The organism is Saprospiraceae bacterium, from assembly GCA_016719615.1.
In the GTDB taxonomy this organism is placed as follows: Bacteria; Bacteroidota; Bacteroidia; order Chitinophagales; family Saprospiraceae; genus Vicinibacter.
The window spans coordinates 309176-328245 of sequence record JADJYQ010000006.1; the positions used below are offsets into that span (position 1 = coordinate 309176).

General features: G+C 37.2%; 13 protein-coding genes. 7 read left to right on the forward strand and 6 right to left on the reverse strand.

Features of this window, described 5'->3' with window-relative positions; genetic code table 11:
- The first annotated feature begins 24 nt into the window (after nt 1-24).
- From IPM92_13950 to IPM92_13970, 5 genes are all read left to right on the forward strand, one after another.
- Nucleotides 25-645, forward strand: a complete 621-nt coding sequence (locus IPM92_13950; GenBank protein MBK9109435.1) for a sigma-70 family RNA polymerase sigma factor — start codon at nt 25-27, stop codon at nt 643-645.
- A 23-nt stretch (nt 646-668) separates the two neighbouring features.
- Nucleotides 669-908 (forward strand): hypothetical protein, encoded by a 240-nt coding sequence (locus tag IPM92_13955; protein ID MBK9109436.1) that lies wholly within the window; start codon nt 669-671, stop codon nt 906-908.
- 76 nt (nt 909-984) lie between these two features.
- Nucleotides 985-2049 carry a peptide chain release factor 1 gene (gene prfA / locus IPM92_13960; GenBank protein ID MBK9109437.1) on the forward strand — a complete coding sequence of 355 codons (1065 nt, stop codon included), beginning with the start codon at nt 985-987 and terminating at the stop codon, nt 2047-2049.
- A 66-nt stretch (nt 2050-2115) separates the two neighbouring features.
- Nucleotides 2116-4194, forward strand: coding sequence for a hypothetical protein (locus IPM92_13965; GenBank protein MBK9109438.1), 2079 nt, complete (start codon nt 2116-2118; stop codon nt 4192-4194).
- A gap of 13 nt (nt 4195-4207) precedes the next feature.
- Nucleotides 4208-5458: a hypothetical protein gene (locus tag IPM92_13970; GenBank protein ID MBK9109439.1), complete on the forward strand. Its 1251-nt coding sequence runs from the start codon at nt 4208-4210 to the stop codon at nt 5456-5458.
- Nucleotides 5459-5482: 24 nt separating this feature from the next.
- On the opposite strand, the gene IPM92_13975 is transcribed toward IPM92_13970, so the two are convergent.
- Nucleotides 5483-8707 carry a hypothetical protein gene (locus tag IPM92_13975; protein ID MBK9109440.1) on the reverse strand — a complete coding sequence of 1075 codons (3225 nt, stop codon included), beginning with the start codon at nt 8705-8707 and terminating at the stop codon, nt 5483-5485.
- Between the two features lie 15 nt (nt 8708-8722).
- On the opposite strand from IPM92_13975, the gene IPM92_13980 reads away from it, so the two are divergent.
- Complete coding sequence (locus IPM92_13980) at nt 8723-9364, forward strand: MBL fold metallo-hydrolase (protein ID MBK9109441.1); 642 nt, start codon at nt 8723-8725, stop codon at nt 9362-9364.
- 356 nt (nt 9365-9720) lie between these two features.
- On the opposite strand, the gene phaC is transcribed toward IPM92_13980, so the two are convergent.
- Nucleotides 9721-10773, reverse strand: a complete 1053-nt coding sequence (gene phaC / locus IPM92_13985; GenBank protein MBK9109442.1) for a class III poly(R)-hydroxyalkanoic acid synthase subunit PhaC — start codon at nt 10771-10773, stop codon at nt 9721-9723.
- Nucleotides 10774-10845: 72 nt separating this feature from the next.
- Nucleotides 10846-12318 (reverse strand): hypothetical protein, encoded by a 1473-nt coding sequence (locus IPM92_13990; protein ID MBK9109443.1) that lies wholly within the window; start codon nt 12316-12318, stop codon nt 10846-10848.
- Nucleotides 12319-12416: 98 nt separating this feature from the next.
- Between IPM92_13990 and IPM92_13995 the strand changes: the two genes are divergently transcribed.
- Nucleotides 12417-12833, forward strand: a complete 417-nt coding sequence (locus IPM92_13995) for a MaoC family dehydratase (GenBank protein ID MBK9109444.1) — start codon at nt 12417-12419, stop codon at nt 12831-12833.
- A gap of 255 nt (nt 12834-13088) precedes the next feature.
- Here the strand turns inward: IPM92_13995 and IPM92_14000 are convergent, their stop codons facing one another.
- The 3 genes from IPM92_14000 to IPM92_14010 all read right to left on the reverse strand — a co-directional run bounded on the left by IPM92_14000 (nt 13089) and on the right by IPM92_14010 (nt 19023).
- Nucleotides 13089-15668, reverse strand: coding sequence for a fibronectin type III domain-containing protein (locus IPM92_14000; GenBank protein ID MBK9109445.1), 2580 nt, complete (start codon nt 15666-15668; stop codon nt 13089-13091).
- Between the two features lie 1453 nt (nt 15669-17121).
- Entirely contained in the window at nt 17122-17751 is a 630-nt protein-coding gene (locus IPM92_14005) for a response regulator transcription factor (GenBank protein ID MBK9109446.1), read from the reverse strand.
- A gap of 363 nt (nt 17752-18114) precedes the next feature.
- Complete coding sequence (locus IPM92_14010; protein ID MBK9109447.1) at nt 18115-19023, reverse strand: class I SAM-dependent methyltransferase; 909 nt, start codon at nt 19021-19023, stop codon at nt 18115-18117.
- Between the last annotated feature and the right edge of the window lie 47 nt (nt 19024-19070).

Genomic DNA, 19070 nt, shown 5'->3' on the forward strand with positions numbered 1-19070 from the left:
TGTTAGTATTTGTTTTCTTTGCCAATAAATAGAACCTCATTGGGTAAATCTCAGAGTCCGGAGCAAGAACGATTTGAAAGGGAGTTTCTTCCGCATTTGGAGGCCTTACACACCTTTGCATTTCATTTAAGCTTTAATGAAGAAGACGCAGACGATTTGGTGCAGGAAACTTTTCTCAAAGCGTTCAGATTTATAGAAAAATTTGAAGAAGGAACTAATGCGAAAGCATGGTTGTTTAAGATTCTAAAGAATGCCTATATTAATCAATATCGGAAGGAATCCAGGCAACCATCCTTTGTTGATTATGAAGAGGTAAACGTCTATCAGGAGGAAGAAGAGGGTTTATCCAGTAGTTATTATGATCTCAGGGAAGAGGTTTTTGACCAAATGATGGGAGATGAGGTTTCGACGGCACTGAATGCATTGCCTGAGGAATTTAGAACGGTCATTTGGTTGTGCGATATTGAAGACTTCAGTTATGAAGAAATTGCACAGATTACGGAAATTCCAATTGGTACGGTACGTTCCAGATTGTTTAGGGCAAGGAATATGTTAAAGGATAAATTGAAGAAATATGCCGAAACGATGGGATATAAGGACTTGAGAGGGCAAAAGCATCGGAAAGAAACACAGGAAGACGAATAATTCAAATGTTTTAATATACTGTTATGGAAGATTTAGGATTTGCTGAACTCATAAGAAAAATCACCCGGTATTTTGATAAGGAAATGGATAAAAATGACGAAAGTGACTTTCTTCAGGAGATTCAAAATCATCCGGCCGGGCATTCTGCTTTTTTAAAAGAAAAATCCATCCGCGAGAAATTGAGAAATAATTTATATAAACCGGGACATACCCAAAATCTTGCGGAGCAAATTAAGCAACGCATCAAAAGATATCCCTCCTGATGTCCAGATTCCTTGGGCAATTAAGAATCCCCAATTAGCAGATTCGTTTTAGCTTTGCACACTTATTTTCTGTAAAATGTTTTTGGATAAATTAGAATCCATATACGAGCGATTTCAGTACATTGAAGAACGGATGTCAGATCCGTCTGTTGTTTCTAATCTGGAGCAGTATAGTAAAATTTCAAAGGAATATAAAGAGCTCAAACAGTTAGTCGAACTTTTCTTGATTTACAAGAAAAAGGAAGATGAATATAAACAGGCAAAAGAGATGCTTTCGGATGCCGATATGAAAGAGATTGCAGAGAAAGAAATGGCAACTCTTTCAAGCGAATTGGATTCGCTCGAATCAGAATTAAAACAGAAATTAATTCCAAAAGATCCAGAAGATAGTAAAGATGTGATTTTTGAAATTCGCTCTGGCACAGGAGGAGACGAAGCAAGCATTTTTGCAGGTGATTTATACAGAATGTACACGCGATATTTTGATACACACGACATGAAGTACGAAGTATTAGAAATCAGCGAAGGAAATGTTGGTGGTTTTAATAAAATCATAATTGAAGTCAGTGGCGAAAATGTATACGGAAAATTAAAATTTGAATCTGGCGCGCACAGAGTTCAAAGAGTTCCTAAAACAGAATCGCAGGGGCGCGTTCATACTTCAGCAGCCACGGTAGTGGTGATGCCAAAAATGGAAATGGAGGAAGTCAGCATAAACAAAGCAGACCTTCGAGTGGACACTTTCCGTTCGAGTGGTGCCGGAGGACAGCACGTTAATAAGACAGAATCCGGAGTCAGGTTTACACATATTCCAACAGGGATAGTTGCAGAAAGTATGGATAGCCGCAGTCAGCACAAAAACAGAGAAATTGCCTTCAACAGGATGTTGCAAAAAATGAAGGATGCACATGTAGCTCAATACGAAAGCGAAGTGGCCGGACAAAGAAAATCTTTGGTGGGTACCGGCGATCGCTCAGATAAAATTCGCACCTATAATTATCCACAGAATCGGGTTACGGATCATAGAATTAATTTGACCCTTTATAATCTCGACAGTATCGTAAATGGCTACCTCGATGAAATTGTGGAATCTCTTCAGGTCGCAGAAAATGCAGAAAGGTTAAAAGGAGAGACCGAATAAAGCTAGCCGGAGTTTAGGGCCATAGTTTTATAAATAAATGCATACTTTTATGCAAAGCTTTTCCGAATGTCAGCCATAAATAAAACTTTTAATATATTATGTGTAGTATTTTTATCTACACTTTTAGCTTGTAGTATAAAAGAACCAAGTTGGGATACAGAAATTGTTACCCCACTTCTCAAAACCAAACTTAATATACATCAGTTAAGTACAGAAGAAGACCTGTCGAGCGACAGCACTGGTTTGTTGCATTTGGTTTACAAAACTCATTTATATGATTTGGCAATCGATTCATTTTTTGAATTTAGTGATACCAGTTTAAAAAACACTTTTAGAATTGATTCACTTTCATTATATAATTCGACATTTGATTATCCACTGAGTTTAGGAACGCTTGCACGTAATGCCGGACCCGTTGGACAACTACTTTTATTGTTTCATGGGTTTACCCAACCCATTCCGGAAATACAGCCTATAGCAGGTTCGCCTATCGAAATCCGTGCAGACACAATATTTCAAACGATGACATTAGAGTCCGGCACCATGGATCTCAGTTTGCAGAATGGATTGCCCATTGATATCACAAATGTTGAATACTTATTGAAAAATGCTCAAAACGGGGATGTTATCATTTCGGGAAATTTTCCGCTTATTCCGGCTGGTGGATTTGTGACGCGTAGCATCGACCTTGCTGGGAAGACGATTGAAGGAAAACTAACGGCGCAACTTTTAAGTTTATCGTCTCCGGGAAGTAAAGGGATTCCCGTTTTAATTGATACCTCTAACATAGTCGTTGCAAGAATTGTAGTTTCTAATTTACATCCGCTCACCGCTAAGGCATTGTGGCCGGCACAGAATCTCATTAACGATAGCTATTATTTTGGTTTGGAAGGATTGCCGGTTGATCTTAAAGAAGCATTTATAGGTTCGGGAAAAGCCAGGATCCGACTTTCAAGCACGCTTCAGGATTCTGTAAGATTTAGTTACACATTGCCAACAGCCACAAAGAATGGAATTGCATTTCACAAGGATGTAATCTTGCAACCGGCGCCGATTGGTGGAGTATCTCAGCGCATTGAAGAAGAAAGCTTGCAGGGATATCATTTTGATTTTTCAGGTGAAAATGGAGACTCGTTTAATTTGCAGTTTAATAAAGTTGTTGCTTCAATTGATAGCACCGGTGAATTAAAAACCATTAGTAAATCGGACAGCATTTTTGTTGAGTTGGCCTTTGAAAATTTACATCCTGATTACGCCAGGGGCTATTTAAATGATACCATTCTTGGAACAGGACCTACCACGGAAGCTTTAGATATTTTTTCTAATGTTCTTGAAGGAAGATTTGAAATTGAAAAAGCGAAACTACAGGTTGAAGTTACTAATAAAATTGGTGTGGATATGGAAATGAATGTACATAAAATGGAAGGCATTCATCATAAGAGTGGAAAAGCAGTTGAATTGATTGCTGATCCTCTGAAAACCAAAACCTTTATTCCCAGAGCAAAGGACAATGCTGGACATATGCCCATTTATCAGAGCGTTGTAAACATAAGTATCGACGAACAAAATTCAAATATCAGGGATTTTATAGGAAACCTACCTGACGAGATCAGCTATAATATAGATCTGCAGGTTAACCCACAGGGAAATACGTCGAACTGGAATGATTTTATTTATGACGGGGAATTAATGAATATTGATTTGGTACTCGATATTCCGTTAATCGTTTCGGCGGATGGGTTGGTCCTCGCGGATACTAGTACTATTGATTTGGTAAGTGATGATTATGATCGAATTAAAGAAGGCGTTTTACATGCTTTTTTTAAAAATGATTTTCCGGTTGAAAGTAAAATTCAGTTGTATATTTTAAGCGAGAATAATGTGATCATAGATTCTCTTATGCAAAATGATTTTTTTGTAGAGGCAGCTATGACGGGACCGAATGGAAAGACGGTTCAAAGCAAAGAATCCAGAATTGATATTCCGATGGATTATAATAGAATACGGAATTTTTTAAATTTTAAAAAAATATACTTACGTGCAAGTTTTAATACACAACCGAAATCTTCATTTTTAAAAATTTACGAAGATTACAATTTGGAACTTGTTTTGACTGCTGACTTTACCTATGAAGCAGGGAAGTAATAAAATGTTTGGAATGAGATTAAAGTTAAGCATGAAAGCAAGGTTATTGTTTCTACAAGTGATATTATCCTCTTTTTTGGCGGGAGCTCAGGATTATAATTATTTATTTGATCGGGTTCTTGAGCACAAAACTATTTCCTTCGGAGTTAATGCGCATCAGGAATTGGCTTCTAACGGAATTACCGGAAACTTTTTTAAGGAGTATATTTCAGGTGGATTTTTAGATGATGATTTAAAGGATCAAAGTATCGAACATTTGAAGTCTGAAAATTTAGCTGTTGTTCTGTATGGCGGGAGTGCTTTTTTGAAGCTGGGCTTAAGAAATCATTCTTTCAAGTTGACATTTAATATTGATTACAATAGTTTTAATGAGGTTCTTTTTCACAAGGATATTTTCGTCTTATACTTTAAAGGAAATAAAAGTTTTGAGGGGCGGAGTGCAAATTTAACACCCTTCCAAATTGAGCGCTCCGAGTTCAGCGCATTTAAGTTTGGCATTGAAAAGGATTTTAAAAGCTTACAGTTAGGATTAAAAGTAGGTCTGTGCAGTGGTCTTGACTATTTAAGTTTAAAAGCGGAGAATGGATCCTTATTTACAGCTACTGATGGGAAATATGTCGATTTACAAATGTTGCTGAATAGTTATCATGTGACTTCAAAGCCAGCAGGAGTTTGGAATAATAAAGCCCTTGGTTTTGTTTTTGATGGTAAGCTTTTATACCAGGCGACTCAGAATATTCACTTAAGTTTCGAATTGAAAAACCTGGGGTTTATGGATTGGTCCGGAAATATTCGCGAGCGCGTGGTTGATACCTTGTATAGATACAGCGGCTTGGAAATTGATAATTTGCTGGATACATTTTCAATTAAAGTAAAAAATGTTGATGAGATTGAATCTGACTTTGTACGAACAAGATCAGGTCTGAGCAGAAGTAGCCATTTGCCTGCAGAGTGGAGAGCTTCATTGGGGGTAAAATTGTTTGATGATAAATTATATATTGATTTTGGCTGTGGAGGATTTCAAAGTGAATTTTCGAAAACAATTTATTATCTAAATACACAATATCATTTGAGATCTAATTTAGCCGGGGGTTTTATATTGAAAAATAATGCCTATGCGGATTGGGATCTCGGAATGCATTTGAGCTTTAGTGCAGCAAAAACATTTGGGGTACAGGTTTATTGGGAATCCCTTTCATTTTTGGGAAGTTCGGTCAGCAATTTAAAATTGGTGGGCGGAGCAGCTCTGCGAATGAGTTTATAAAAGGGCAGCGTAGATTCAAATAATTTAAAAATCCAGGCCTAGTGAAAATAGCCATTTTGGTTGTGAAAATTTATATCGGTTTACTTGCCAGGCATGATCAATCCTAAGGTAATATCCAAATAAGGATGTTCTGAAACCAAAACCGGAACCGGCAATCCAGGGCTCTCTACTGTATTGAAGATTTATTTTAACAACTGGGTTCTGCGCAGCATAATCTACAGTACTAGTTTTATCGATATCCGGGAAGAAACCATCCCAAACTACAGCAGCATCATAGAAGCAGATCATTTGAAAGTTTCTCAACAAACTGTTTTTATAGTTTTGATTTAAAAGATATTGAAAAATGGGAATGCGCAATTCTGCTGTATATCCAAAAACAGAGGCGGCTTTGCGGGCACCGTATCCATGTCCGCGTACTTCAGTTGCTAGCGCTGAATAAACGTATTCGCCGGAAGTAATTAAGGGATTTTGTGTTTCATATTTTGGAACCAGCCAGTTTTCTGTTGCGCCAACATGATATAATATTCTTTGCTGGCCGAGCGAAATGTTGGTAAACACGCGTTGCGAGAAACTTGATTTTTTGAAAACCGGAATATGTAATCTTCCTTCAAATCCTATTAGAAATAGTGCTCCGGGCAAAAACTTGGTTCGATCTTGAAAATTAAGTTGAAATCTTTTAGAAGCTTCAAAATAGAATTTAACTTGCCAACCTGATTTTAGATTAAGAGACAAATCGAGGGCATTATCAAAAACCCATTCAAGCCGAGTTCCAATTCTTTGTTGTGTATTTTCTGAAGAATCCAACAGTGTCCCGCTATTGGTAGACAAGTATGCAACATGATCATTTCTAAGCGTACTAATCGCGCGCAGGCTAGTATAGTGATCAAGGGGAAATTTAAGTTGATGATTTAAGATAAAAGTATTTGTTTGTTGTTTAATGCTTGCAAATCTGGTATTAGAAGTGGTTTCTGTTTGAGTTTTGAAATATACTGCATAAGTATGATCAAATCTGGCGAGTCTGTTTTCTAATAATAAATAGCTTTCGAGACCATTAAAAGAGGTAGGTATTCTAATACCGGCTTCTAATGAATAATTTTCCAGGATTTCGAGAATTCTGGTTTTAAAAAGAATGCCAATTTCAGGAGGTTCAAAGTCTTGTGATGTTCCAGAGAAAGTGTTGAGGCCTGAAAACAAGAGATCATTATTTAATGTTGTCGAAAGTTCCTCTATGTAGAACCGGTTGCGATAAGCTATAGATTGATTGCTGTTGAATGCTTGTGCAAGAGGCCAACCGAAGTTGTGAGATAATGCTGTAGAATTTTTAAGGAAAGTAGAAGACTTTAATTCCTTTTGTTTAAATTCATTTAAGATCTCCTTTAGATTAGAGGGATTTCCAAAGGGCGCTTGAAAATACAAACTATCTGTCGCGATCGTTTGATCGTTTGATATTTCTTCTGTTTTGAAAGATGGCGGCTCAGTAGAATCGAGCTCTGTTTTAGAAAAATAACTAACAGTTGTTAGTTGATATTCGTTTAATAAATAATTTTTAGATCCAGGATATATTGAAAGTAGCTTTTGCTTTTCCGGATGATGTATTATTAATTCTGGATGTTTTTCCAGGAGGCATTCTGTGGAAGTGTCTTTTGTAATATGAATCCAATGCTGTTCGGATTGATCGTTGATTTCAGCAACGATTTCGTTTTTAAGATCAATCCATTTTAAGACTGAAAATCGTTTATGACTGTAAATATTTTTTTGAGACTGTATCGATTTTTTTTCATTCAGTGTTAGTTCGAATAAGCCAAAGGGATATAGTGGTAAGTGGGCAGTGGAAGAATCTACTTTTTCTAATTTTTGGAGTGGCTTATTAGAACGGAATAGAATTCTTAAGTTACTTTTTTCGCCAAGCACATTAACATCAAGGTCATCCCAGTGATCATTGGTCAAATTGATATATTGTCTAGATTTTAAGGAGTATAGCAGGATATCTGAATAGCCACCAACGTTAGCAGATAGAGCAATATAATCTTTATCATAAACTGCTGCTGAATAAACCCGCTGTATATCTTCAGGTAATTTATGAACCTGGTTTTTGTTGCTTCCGCTAATAAATTTAAGATAAACGCGATTTCGTTTTTCGTAAAGAACAATTCTGCTTTGATCTATTATTCGATCGCAATAAATTGGGTAATTTAAATCAGGCTGATATAATTTGGATTTGCTTCCTTTGCAGAACAGGGTATTTAGTTTATAATTAGACAGATCCAATTGACGGATACGAGACTTACCAAATTGCTGCGTACTTATGATCACTGAATTGGATTTGAAGTTATCGGGAATAACTTTTAATATTTTTTCATCTGGTTTTAATTTTAGTTTCGTATAATTTTCATCAGTTGATCCGACCAACGAGCTTGTTCTTTTTAGTTCGTAGTAATATTGATACCAAAGTCGTTGTAGGTTCTCAAAATCTTCTGAAAATACTATTCTTGCGGCCTCTTCAAAATCTTTTTGGATTCTAGTTAAATAAAGCCAGTTTGAAACCGATTGTTGGCCATAGGTATTCACCAAAAAACTCCAGAACGAAAGTCCAGCTATTTTGGCTTCGCGTTTTGAAAATTTGTCAAAGTTTTTTCCTTTCCAAACTTCAAGAAACAATTGCTCTGTTTGTTTATTCCAACCCGAAGTTAAAAATGCAATAAGTCCGGATTCAAACCATTCTGGTAATTTTAAAGAAATCACTTTTTGAACGGCATCTTGTAGTGCGGTACCATCAAAAAGCGAGGCAAAATAAAGTTTTATGATCCCTGCCCTAAGTAATTGTCGCAAGTTGGCATGATTACCATCAAAGTAGAGTAGGATTTTTTGGTCTTTGAGTTTAGGAGATTCTTGCCAATTTTTTTCGAGCCAGATTCCGTCCAGATTGATATTGGATTGGGAATGATCAGTTGCATCTGCGTAAACGAAGAGCTCAATTTTATCTTTGAGGTGAAATTCAAATAACTTTTGAATCTGTGCGTTTTCTGATTCTGCGATTTCGGAACAAAAACGCGCTGCCGGCCTTGACTTGCCATAATAGTATATAATGAAGTTATTTGTTTCATGTTGCCACCAATCGTATTGGTCATCGGAGAATTGCACTTTATTTTTGCCAAACACTTCTTTAGCATTTTGCCCGTAGGATACCAGACAAAAGGATAATGTGAAGATCAAAACCAAAGAATAAGGACAATTAACTTTTAAAGACATAATCAACGCAAAATAATGACTGCCATCCACATTAAGGCATTCTGTTTTAACCCTTTTTACGAAAACACCTATTTAATTTATAACGATGCCGGCGTATGTTGGATTGTTGATCCCGGGTGTTCCAATCAAGAAGAGCAAGAGAAGCTTTCTTCTTTTATCAGAGAATACGAGCTGAGGCCGGTTAAATTGCTACTGACCCATGGGCATATTGATCATATCCTTGGCTGTGCGTTTGTATATCATAAGTTTGGGCTGTCGCCGGAGATGCACCTTAAAGAATTAGAAATTTATAACTCCGGGAGTTACGTTGGCGCGATGTATGGCATTGAATATATTGCTGGGCCGCCTCCGGGTTTGTTTTTGGTGGATGGACAGACTTTACTCCTGGGGGACTCAAGCTTGACTTGCATTTTGTGCCCGGGACATAGTCCTGGGAGTATATGTTTTTATAATAAGGAGCAAAAATTCCTCATAGGGGGTGATGTGCTTTTTGAAGGCAGTATTGGACGAACAGATTTACCGGGAGGAGATCATGATAGCTTAATTCGAAATATTAAAGCAAGGATTTTCAGTTTGGATAAAAATGTAGTTGTTTACCCTGGCCACGGAGGCGCCACGACAGTTGGTCAAGAAATTTTGACCAATCCTTTTTTTTAAGAGACTATTGCCAATTAATAAAGTTACGAAGAATTGTTCCACGTGGAACATACAGATCTTTTGAAAGCATTGAATTTTTAGATATCATTATACAAGTAGTTAGAAATCCGGAATTGAGAATGGTCTTCATGGAGTGCCTTAGGAATTTAAAATAAAACGCAGCACCCTGCGAGGAATTAATGCTGATCCATAATTTCATTAAATTCAAACGTCGAGATATTGCTGTTTTGAAGCTTTAATGCTTGGTAATCGCTCTTTAATGGCAGCTATGCAATTATATGATTGAGGAGTGTATTGAACCTGTACCTCAAGCCGACTGTTCCACGTGGAACATTTACAAATTATTGGAAACTAGTTTAAGATCTGGCAGACACCCATTTGGCAATAGAAGGCGCAAGCTCTTTTTGAGATTTTGCCCCAACAAATACCCCAATATGGCCACCCGGAAAAGCATAGAGTTGTTTGTCTTTGCTTCCAATATGATCCATAACAGCGATAGTAGATTTGTTTGGAATGATATTGTCTTCTGTAGCGTAAACGTTTAAAAAAGGAACGGTCATATTTTTCAAATCGACTCTTTTTCCATTTAATTCAAATGTACCCTGGATCAGTTTATTGTCGCGAAAGAGATCTTTTATGTATTTTCTGTACATTTCTCCGGATAAATCAGGGCAATCGTTTTTCCAACGCTCCATGCGAAGGAAATTCATAAGTTTGTCTTTGTCCTCCATCATATCCATTACTCCAAAATATTTGGATACGTCTAAACTGGGTTTGAGCATACTGAAGGCATTGTTCAGCATATCGGCGCTCACAACGCCTACCGTGTCGACCATAGTGTCCACATCGAGGTTTTTGGCCCAATTATAAAGGATGTTGCAATGGGAATCCGTAAAATCATATGGGGCAACGAAAGTCGTAAGCGTTTGTAGTTTTTCCGGATGAATGGAGGCATAGATCATGCTAAATAGTCCACCCTGGCAAATTCCCATTTTGTGAATTTTATCAACTTTATGCTGATGTCTGATAAAGTTGACTGCATCATTCATATAACCGAGGATATAGTCCTCCATGGTTATATACCGATCAGCCCTAGTAGGATAGCCCCAATCCATGATATAAATATCGAGACCTTCCTCGAGTAATTTTTTCATGAGACTGCGGTCGGGTTGTAAATCCAAAACATCGTGCCGGTTCATTATGGCAAAGGAAACCAAAACCGGAATATCGCATTTTGGGGGCGTTTCTCTGATGTAATGGTAGAGCTTTACCTTATCGCATTCCCAAACTAATTCTTTAGGAGTTGTAGCAATATCGACTTCTTCGATATCTTGTAAGGTTTTATATCCTTTTTGAAGTTTATCGTTTATTTGTACAAACTCGTTGAAAATGGAAGCGGTATTAATCATGATTTTTAAATTGAAGGGCAAAAATAAAAAAGCCTGAGCGGTTGGCTCAGGCTTTTATTTAATTTCTTGAAATTACTTCTTTTTTGTGGTTTTAGCTTCTGGCTTTAACTCTTCTTTTTCTTTGGTAAGCATCTGCTCCAAATTTCTGTACATTTTCTTAAGATCGTACAAGTTTTTATAAACCTCATCCATTTCTGTACGAGTAGCTACCGGCAAATTTGAGAAAAACATTTTTTCCATTTGGGTATCAAGATCTTGTTTGATTTTAAGTTGCAAACTGCTTACTTCAGTCATCAATTTGCTATAGTCGTCGCCCTGGAAAAGAGTAGTGAATTTTTCATCACCTAACATCATCCATTCCTGGAAAAGCTTCACGATACTGTCGATGCTTTCTCCATTTTCGATGCGCTTAGATAGTTTTTCTGCAACGGAATCCATAACACTCATACTGTTTTGGTAAACCAGATACTGTAACTCGCTATTTTTTAAACTCAATAAGATCATTCTGTCATAAATCTCGTTCCAGGTTTTGGCATTTTTCACATTGCTGTTTTCCTCAAACAATCTGGAAATCGGAGAAGTCGCTTCAACCATTGCATTTTTCCAGTTTGAATACATGTCAACCATCTGATTAAAAGGGCTGGTCTGCATCCATGGATTCTGGTGCATCTGGTTCTTCATTTGATGAAAATTGTTTAAACCAGCTTCAGAAAACTGTTTCATGGAAAGAACAAACTGTTTGTTCATTTCATCAAATTGTTTTCTAGTTTCATCCGGCAGGAAAGAGAAAAATTTATCGACGAATGCTTTATATTTTTCCGGATTCATTAACTCTTTATAAGTAGCAAAATTGAAGCTATTGTTTTCAATGCTTTTGAACATAGGAGCCCACAATTCATAAAACTTGCTCAGACTTTCAGCCATATTATTCATTCCTTTAAAAGAATCTGCTGCAGTCATATTTGGCATTTTTTTCCACCATTCGCCATGCGTGTTATTCATCAAATCAAAATAATTCTTGATTTGACTGCTCCACTGCGTCATTTGATCATTCATGTTGTTTTGCATTTTCATGCTATTCATGAAAGGATTGTTTGACATCATTTGGTTAAAACCAGCCATATTCATGTTGTTGGTCAAATAACTGTTCATTTGATTTGACCAATTTTGCATCGAACCGGCCCAGTCAGCAGGGTTGGTTGAAAAACCATTAGTAGCGGTCTGTTGCTGCATCTGGTAGGTGTTTTTTGCCCAGTTCATCTGATTATCAAACCACTCCTGGAAAAAATTCTTAGCGGTTTCATTGGATTGCTTCATTTGATCGGTTGTTTCATTCATCTGTGATGTTGTTTTTTCAATCATTTCTGCTTGAGCATGTAATGCATCTTTGTACATTTTATTTCCTTTGTCTAGCGTTTCGTGTACGAAAGGAACGTCTTTGGTAAGTTTTTTCGTTGCATCAACGAATTGATCTATTACACTCGATTGTGTTTCTACGACTAAATCTACATAAGATTTGGTGTGATTGTTGTTTTTTGCACTCATGGTTTTCTTTTTTTATGCGTTAGAATGATTTACTTTGTGCCGCAAACATAGTACAAAAAAAACCGCAATCTGCAAAGGATTTATTAATAATCGTTAATATGCTAAAAACAGGAGATCAATTTAAACACAAATTCAGCTACACACAGGATGATGTCAATTTATATGCCAGAATTTCTGGTGACAGCAATCCCCTGCATACCGATCCGGAGGCTGGTAGAAACAGCATGTTTGGTAGAAATATCATTCACGGTTTTTTGGGAGGATCTGTTTTTACCAAAATCTTTGGGGCACTTTGGATGGCAGATGGACATGTTTATTTAAAACAAAGCATGCAATGGCTAAAGCCCATGTTTGTTGACCAGGAATATGAAGCCGTTATTACAGTTAAAGAAATTTTCAAAGAAAAAAACAGGGTCTTATATGAGTGCGCTGTATACGATGTAGAAACAGGCGATCAGACAATGGCCGGAGAAGCGCTGTTGATGAACAAAAAGCAATATATCTGGACGGATTAGACAGGTCGTAACTTTTCGCAGAAACTAACACACGTTAGTTTTGTTGAAACATGCGCAGCAATTGGCTTCAAGTAAGAACGTTGACGACGATCAACTGAAGACTGATCCTAGCCCTATTTCAACTTAGCTCTTAAGATAAATATATAGAAGGTCAAACCTAGAAGAGCGATTTATGATTTGCATAAAAAAGAAAAAGGTCCGGCGTTTAGCGGACCTTTTTCAAATTCTAAATAGTAAAATCCCTGTCTAAAAAACTTATTCCAGTTTAATCAGTTTTCTTGTATGCTGTTTGCTCGCTCCCACCAAACGAATGTAATACGTGGCAGGACTCAAATGAGCTGTGTTTAAGGTATAAATGTTAGTTCCTTCTGAAGACAAAAGATTCTCTTTGCTGACCACACGTCCAAGAGGATCAACGATGTACAATTGTACATTTTGATCAAGAGGGGAATAGAAAGATACTTGCAAACTTTGATCAAAAGGATTTGGAGCTATATTGATGGATTCAATATCTAAGGCAATACCACTATTAGGATCTATGAGACCTCCTGCAGCTTTAATATTGATACTATAATCTTCAACCTCTCCGTATGAAAATGTTTGGCAAGAAGTAGGATAGCCACCATATCTGATAGAAACGCGCATCCTCACTTGTGCCGTAGCAGCTCCTGCAGGGATCGTAATATTTGCACTTTGTAATGCAGTACTGGAGGAGGCCTGAGAAACCACTTGTTCTCCAGCGTCATTAAAAGATTTATTATTGTTAAAATCTATCCAGACCCTGCGATATAAAGTACCGGAACCCCCTGTTGTTCCGCTTTGATGACTTAAAGTATAAGTTGAACCCTTGGAGACATCTGTGACCAAAGCAGTTCCATTATAATAGCCGCCATCAGTGCCAGATATCCGATCAATGCTGCCTAATTTAACTCGGGAGACCCATTCGTAGTTGGCATTGTTTCCTTTTGATGCACAATAACCGGCAAGGGTTTTAAATGTCAGTGTGCTTGTAAACGCACTAGTTCCACTTGGACAAACAGCTTGAACGCGGACATTATAATTGGTATTTGCGGTCATTCCGGTTAGATTAACAGCTGTCGTAGTAACATTGACCTGCTGCCAAGTTCCGGATGTAGCTAATTTATATTGGAAATTGTAAGAAGTTGCACCGGATACGGCAGACCATGAAATGGTTGCTGTCGATTCCGTAATATTACTAGCCGCCAGATTTGTTGGTGTGTTACAGGATCCGCCGCCACTGGTTGTAAAATTTACGGTAGCAGAATAAGCACTTTCACCGGAAGCACAAACGGCTTTTACACGCGTATTGTAAAGTGTTGAAGCAACCAGTCCCGACATGTTATAAGTAGGGTTAGTAGTCGTTACAACAGTCCATGTACCGCCTGCATTGGTTTTGTATTCAAATTTATAAGACGTTGCTCCTGAAACGACATTCCAATTTGCAGTTGCAGTAGTTTGCGTAATGTTGGTAATGTTTAAGCCAGTTGGTACATTGCAACCACCACCACCGCCGCCGCAGCTTTGTCCAAGGCAGGTTGCAGCAATAACCTCGGTTCGAATTTTATCACCTGGTAGTGGACCAAAGCCATTATTGAAGTTGATACCATAATTTGTGAGATGGCAATAACTCATGATAGTTCCACCATTTGGTGGAGCGGGTCCTTTTGCACAGCCACCTTCGGTGGTATAACAGTTGTCAATTGCGCCACCGGGCCAACCACACCATTGTGTATGATTTGAGCCGATGTTGTGCCCCATTTCATGCGTCATGACTTCGACAGTCCAACTATAGGTAGGAACATCCTGGTAAGTAGATGAAATATTGCTGTAAGCGTACTTATAAGACGAACACAGCACATCCAGCCAGGCAACGCCGCCGATATTGTTTCCACCCAGCGCAGCTAAATGTGCCAGGTCTCCATTAAAAGTGGTCCTTAAAGTTTTAAATTGGTTCAGTGCGGTAACACTGTTGGTTTTGGAATAGCCGTCTTCTGAGGTCCATACAAATACTTCTGAGATCGCAGTATTTATTGATTCATTCGCATATAAGGTTTTTACATTGTTAAAAACGGAAGTGATCCAGTTTGTGGTTGCTGTGACCCCGCCTTTATTATTATGTAATGCAAAATCACATTCAATATAAACGCGAATACAATCACCGGCCGCTTGCACGCCTCTTTGTTTTACTTCTTGTTCAACAGGTTGCAATTCGTCGGTGAGACAATCAAAGGGAATTTTGGTGTTTAGGTCTAGGTCATTATAAAGGATCATTTGGCCTGGTGCGTCATAACTGGGTTGGATTACAATATTTCCTTCACCCAAAGTGAAACTTCCCATAATTTCATTTTCGAAAATACTTATGGAAGCAAGGGAATTATACTCGTGTCCTTGAACAATCCCCCGGTAAAAAACTCCTTTAGCATAAGGAAAAGCATTCTTTTCTCCGGAAGTAAAGACTTGAAAACCATCCGCAAATAATTCCACTTTTACGAGTTCGAGCGTCATTACTTCTCGTTCACTCATTGGAATATCAAGACTTATAGCGGCAGGTTTGTTTTTTAAACAAGTACGGAGCACGTTTGGGTCGACCTCGAGAAGTTTCATTTTCGAAGCATCCTGACCTCTGTAGCTAATGAACGGTAATGCAGAAGGGTGCACTGCCTGCATTTTTTCAAATGTAAAATTTTGCTTCTTGGCATGCAGCACTTGGGCAGCTACTGGAGAAATAGATTCCTGATCCTCTGATATCACCCGGATCGTAGGAATGTTTTGGGCAGTTAGACTTAATAATCCCCAAAATAGGGCAATAGTCAACAGTCGGTTTTTTAAACACATCATTGTATTATAAATTATAAAGTTAAAAATGCGAACCTAGCGCCGTAAAATAGGGATAGAGGGGAAATACAAGTGCAAAGCTAATACCAATTCTTATTTCAACTATCAGGGTAAACCCTGATTTTTTAAATATTTTTCTCAGGGTTTACCCTGAGAAAAACGAAGGATTGCTTCTTATAAAGATGGACTAAAAATAAATATATTAAAGTGAGAGCATCAATTTATTATAACGTTTTCGGCGATTAAATATGATATGAATAACATTTGTAAGTTGCTATTTCTATTATAGTTGAACAACTGTTAAAACATCGATATGAGTATGTAGAGAACGACACAGCTTATGAGAATCATTTTAGTCTTCCATTAAAAATGTATTCCCGAAGAAATTCTAGTTCAGGATTTTTACTTTTTAATGCGTTAAAGACAGGAGACCCATTTATGGATTGACCTGCCCTCCGGTAAATTTGAAATCCAAATGTTGATTAATCAAGGCATTCATGATAAAAATGTAAAAGCGCGTAATAATATTTATAAGACTTATTTATTACAAGAAAAGGCTTACGGCTACGATTGAACCAAGGTGTAGTTTGTTTAATTTCTGGATATAAATTTAATTGTTTTTTCATAAATCGTATTGTCAATACAAAAGTAAAGCTAGGGTGTAGATGGGATATCAAATGAAAGACGATAATAGATCTGGTAATCCCGACACGAAGTAATGATTCAATAAAATGCTTATCAGTAGGTGGGTATAATTATAGAGTAAAGAGTATAGTTTATAGAGTATAAAGTTGCGATATATAGTAATTATTTAATCAAAAGAGGATAATGATGTCAGGAGAATTATGGAGCTATAAATAAAATGGATAGACTTTTGTTAAATAATTCCGCCCTCCTAATTTTCTGAAGCAGAATTTACAGAATTAAAGAATTTTCTGAATGATTTGAATTAATCAAAACAACAATACGAACCTTAAAATTTTTGCCTTAATTCGACTGCCAGTTGAAAACGCATCCCCAATATCAAAATTGCAACCAAGAAGACATCCATGTTGGAATTTTAAACTACGTCATTAACGGAATCAGAATTTGATGAATGGGGATAAAACTAAAATGTTAATGCTGATCATAATTTAAGAAAATAATGATATTATCATGATTAATTGGAATTCAGCAAATTTGTTTTTGGAAGATCAAAATTCATTATGATTTTATAACTCCAGCAACATTGATCCATAAAATACTAAAAGTAAAAACCCACAACAAGCAAAATTTCATAAAAACAGTTGAATTTTATTGAACTAACACTCGTTAGTGTGTATTGTTTTCTAACAGACTAACAGACTAACAGACTAACAGACTAACAGACTAACAGACTTCCCTCTACAAGCCTACCCAGATCAAACGTGCAGACGAATCTGTCAGGAATCATCTATTTAGGAAAGATCTTATTTAAGGCTTCAACTTTGGAATGTACTTGCAATTTTTCGTAGATATTGCGAAGGTAAGTTCGCACGGTTTCGATACTGATAAATAGTTGGTCTGCAATTTCTTTATAGGAGAGGCCTTTGGCCAGTGCATGCAAGACTTCTTGTTCTCGGGTTGTAAAACTGTCGAGTAAATGATGATCGGTTTTTTTATTAGGAAAAGAGCTAACGACCATTCTTGCAATTTCAGCCGACATTGGGGAGCCCCCTTGGTGAATGTCGCGAAGGGCTTGAAATACCTGATCCGGACTGGAATTCTTTAAGATATAACCGGTTGCTCCGGCACACAAGGAATCAAAAGTTCGCTCAGCATCATTATGAGAAGTACACATTAAAAACTGTACTTCCGGTCTTTTGGGCTTACATTCTCTGACACATTGAATTCCCGACATCCCGGGGAGAGAAATGTCCATGAGCACGACATCAACCATCATATCTTTAAAGGATTTGGCAAAGTCTTCTGCCCTTTCAAACTCTTTATTGCAGACCAGATCATCAGCCATAGAAATCAGTTCTACCATAGATGCCCGGATGTCGGCATCATCTTCAACGATCGCAACGCGAATTTTTTGCATAAATAAAGCTAAATGTAAAAATAAATAATCAACGTCAATATATCAAGAATCCTATAGAAATATAGATCTGCCGATAAAGATGGAAGCCAATTGTGTTTTACTTAATTTTTTCATTTTGAAATGTTTTCTTAGTGAATAAATAAAGAAATTGAAACCGATTTTGCCCAAACTGCATTTAAATTATAATGGCAAGGGATACTTCTTGACCAGACATCATTTGGATGTACAAAACAGAAGTTTTATCAAATTTATTTTGAGTATAGATTTTTATTTTGATACATCAAAGGGTCAAAAGCCTAAGTTGCCTCACATCACATAAATGTAGATTTCTTTAACGGGTATCATGTAACGCTGAGGTATAACTTAGCATTGAATATGCATAAACAAATTCACCCCCAAAGCTTCTTTTTGAATCGAAATTTGGTTTGCATTAAATCCGGCAGAAATAGCTAATGAAGTCAATTCTTCGGGACTGCGATGGATCAGATACCAGTCGCCAAAAAGCTCCATATAGGGACGGCTTGGATTTTCAAGACTAAAGTTGCCAATGACGATTTCTCCGCCCGGTTTTAAAAAGGTTTGAAACTTTTTAAGAGCCATAACAAATATCCGATCTTCAAAATAATCAAATAGACCGGCCGACCAGACCAGATCAAACTTCTTTTCAGTTTGAAAGCGAAGTATGTTTTTTTGATGGAACTCAATTTGACTTAAAAATGGCGAGCATAACTGTTTGGCATGTGCGATGGCATTGGGATCGAGTTCTACACAGCTAGTTTGCAATTGTTCTGGCCGGGATAAAGCTAAATAAACTTCACAGAGATCGCGAGCGGGACCGCTTGCTACATTCAACAAACTTATCTGAGATTTTTCAAGTTTTGATTTTATCAAGGACTTAAAATAAGTCTTCCTGTTTCTGACAGCAATGGGTGCTGCTTGTTTATGAAAGTACTGATCCCATTTCACAAATTCCGGAAGTTCGGAGGTGTGCTCGGTGTAAATCATATCGATGATTTTAAAATCTCCTGAATAACCATAGGGTTTGCGGATCCCGAAACCTTGCATGGTGTTGTTCATGAACTTTTCATCAAAAAAGGATCTCAAGCCCTTTAATTGTTCTTCAGACAAATCCTGATTCGCTAAATCTTGTAGAATCTTGTCTAAAACCGGATAATCAATTTTGTCTGGCCCACCTTTACTTAACAAATCTTTGATTGCCATTGCCGGATTGGATTGAACGGTCGATTGTAAATAATTGGAAACGATATTCATTTTTTTAATTTTTGTTGATTAATGAGTCAAAAGTAGGAGGCATCAAC

Excerpts from the sequence above, each read along its gene's own strand:
- IPM92_13990 (MBK9109443.1), bottom strand. The coding sequence starts at position 12,318 with ATGAGTGCAAAAAACAACAATCACACCAAATCTTATGTAGATTTAGTC.
- phaC (MBK9109442.1), bottom strand. The coding sequence starts at position 10,773 with ATGATTAATACCGCTTCCATTTTCAACGAGTTTGTACAAATAAACGAT.
- IPM92_13975 (MBK9109440.1), bottom strand. The coding sequence starts at position 8,707 with ATGTCTTTAAAAGTTAATTGTCCTTATTCTTTGGTTTTGATCTTCACA.
- IPM92_13965 (MBK9109438.1), top strand. The coding sequence starts at position 2,116 with ATGTCAGCCATAAATAAAACTTTTAATATATTATGTGTAGTATTTTTA.
- IPM92_13995 (MBK9109444.1), top strand. The coding sequence starts at position 12,417 with ATGCTAAAAACAGGAGATCAATTTAAACACAAATTCAGCTACACACAG.
- prfA (MBK9109437.1), top strand. The coding sequence starts at position 985 with ATGTTTTTGGATAAATTAGAATCCATATACGAGCGATTTCAGTACATT.
- IPM92_13955 (MBK9109436.1), top strand. The coding sequence starts at position 669 with ATGGAAGATTTAGGATTTGCTGAACTCATAAGAAAAATCACCCGGTAT.
- IPM92_13970 (MBK9109439.1), top strand. The coding sequence starts at position 4,208 with ATGAGATTAAAGTTAAGCATGAAAGCAAGGTTATTGTTTCTACAAGTG.
- IPM92_13980 (MBK9109441.1), top strand. The coding sequence starts at position 8,723 with ATGACTGCCATCCACATTAAGGCATTCTGTTTTAACCCTTTTTACGAA.
- IPM92_14005 (MBK9109446.1), bottom strand. The coding sequence starts at position 17,751 with ATGCAAAAAATTCGCGTTGCGATCGTTGAAGATGATGCCGACATCCGG.
- IPM92_14010 (MBK9109447.1), bottom strand. The coding sequence starts at position 19,023 with ATGAATATCGTTTCCAATTATTTACAATCGACCGTTCAATCCAATCCG.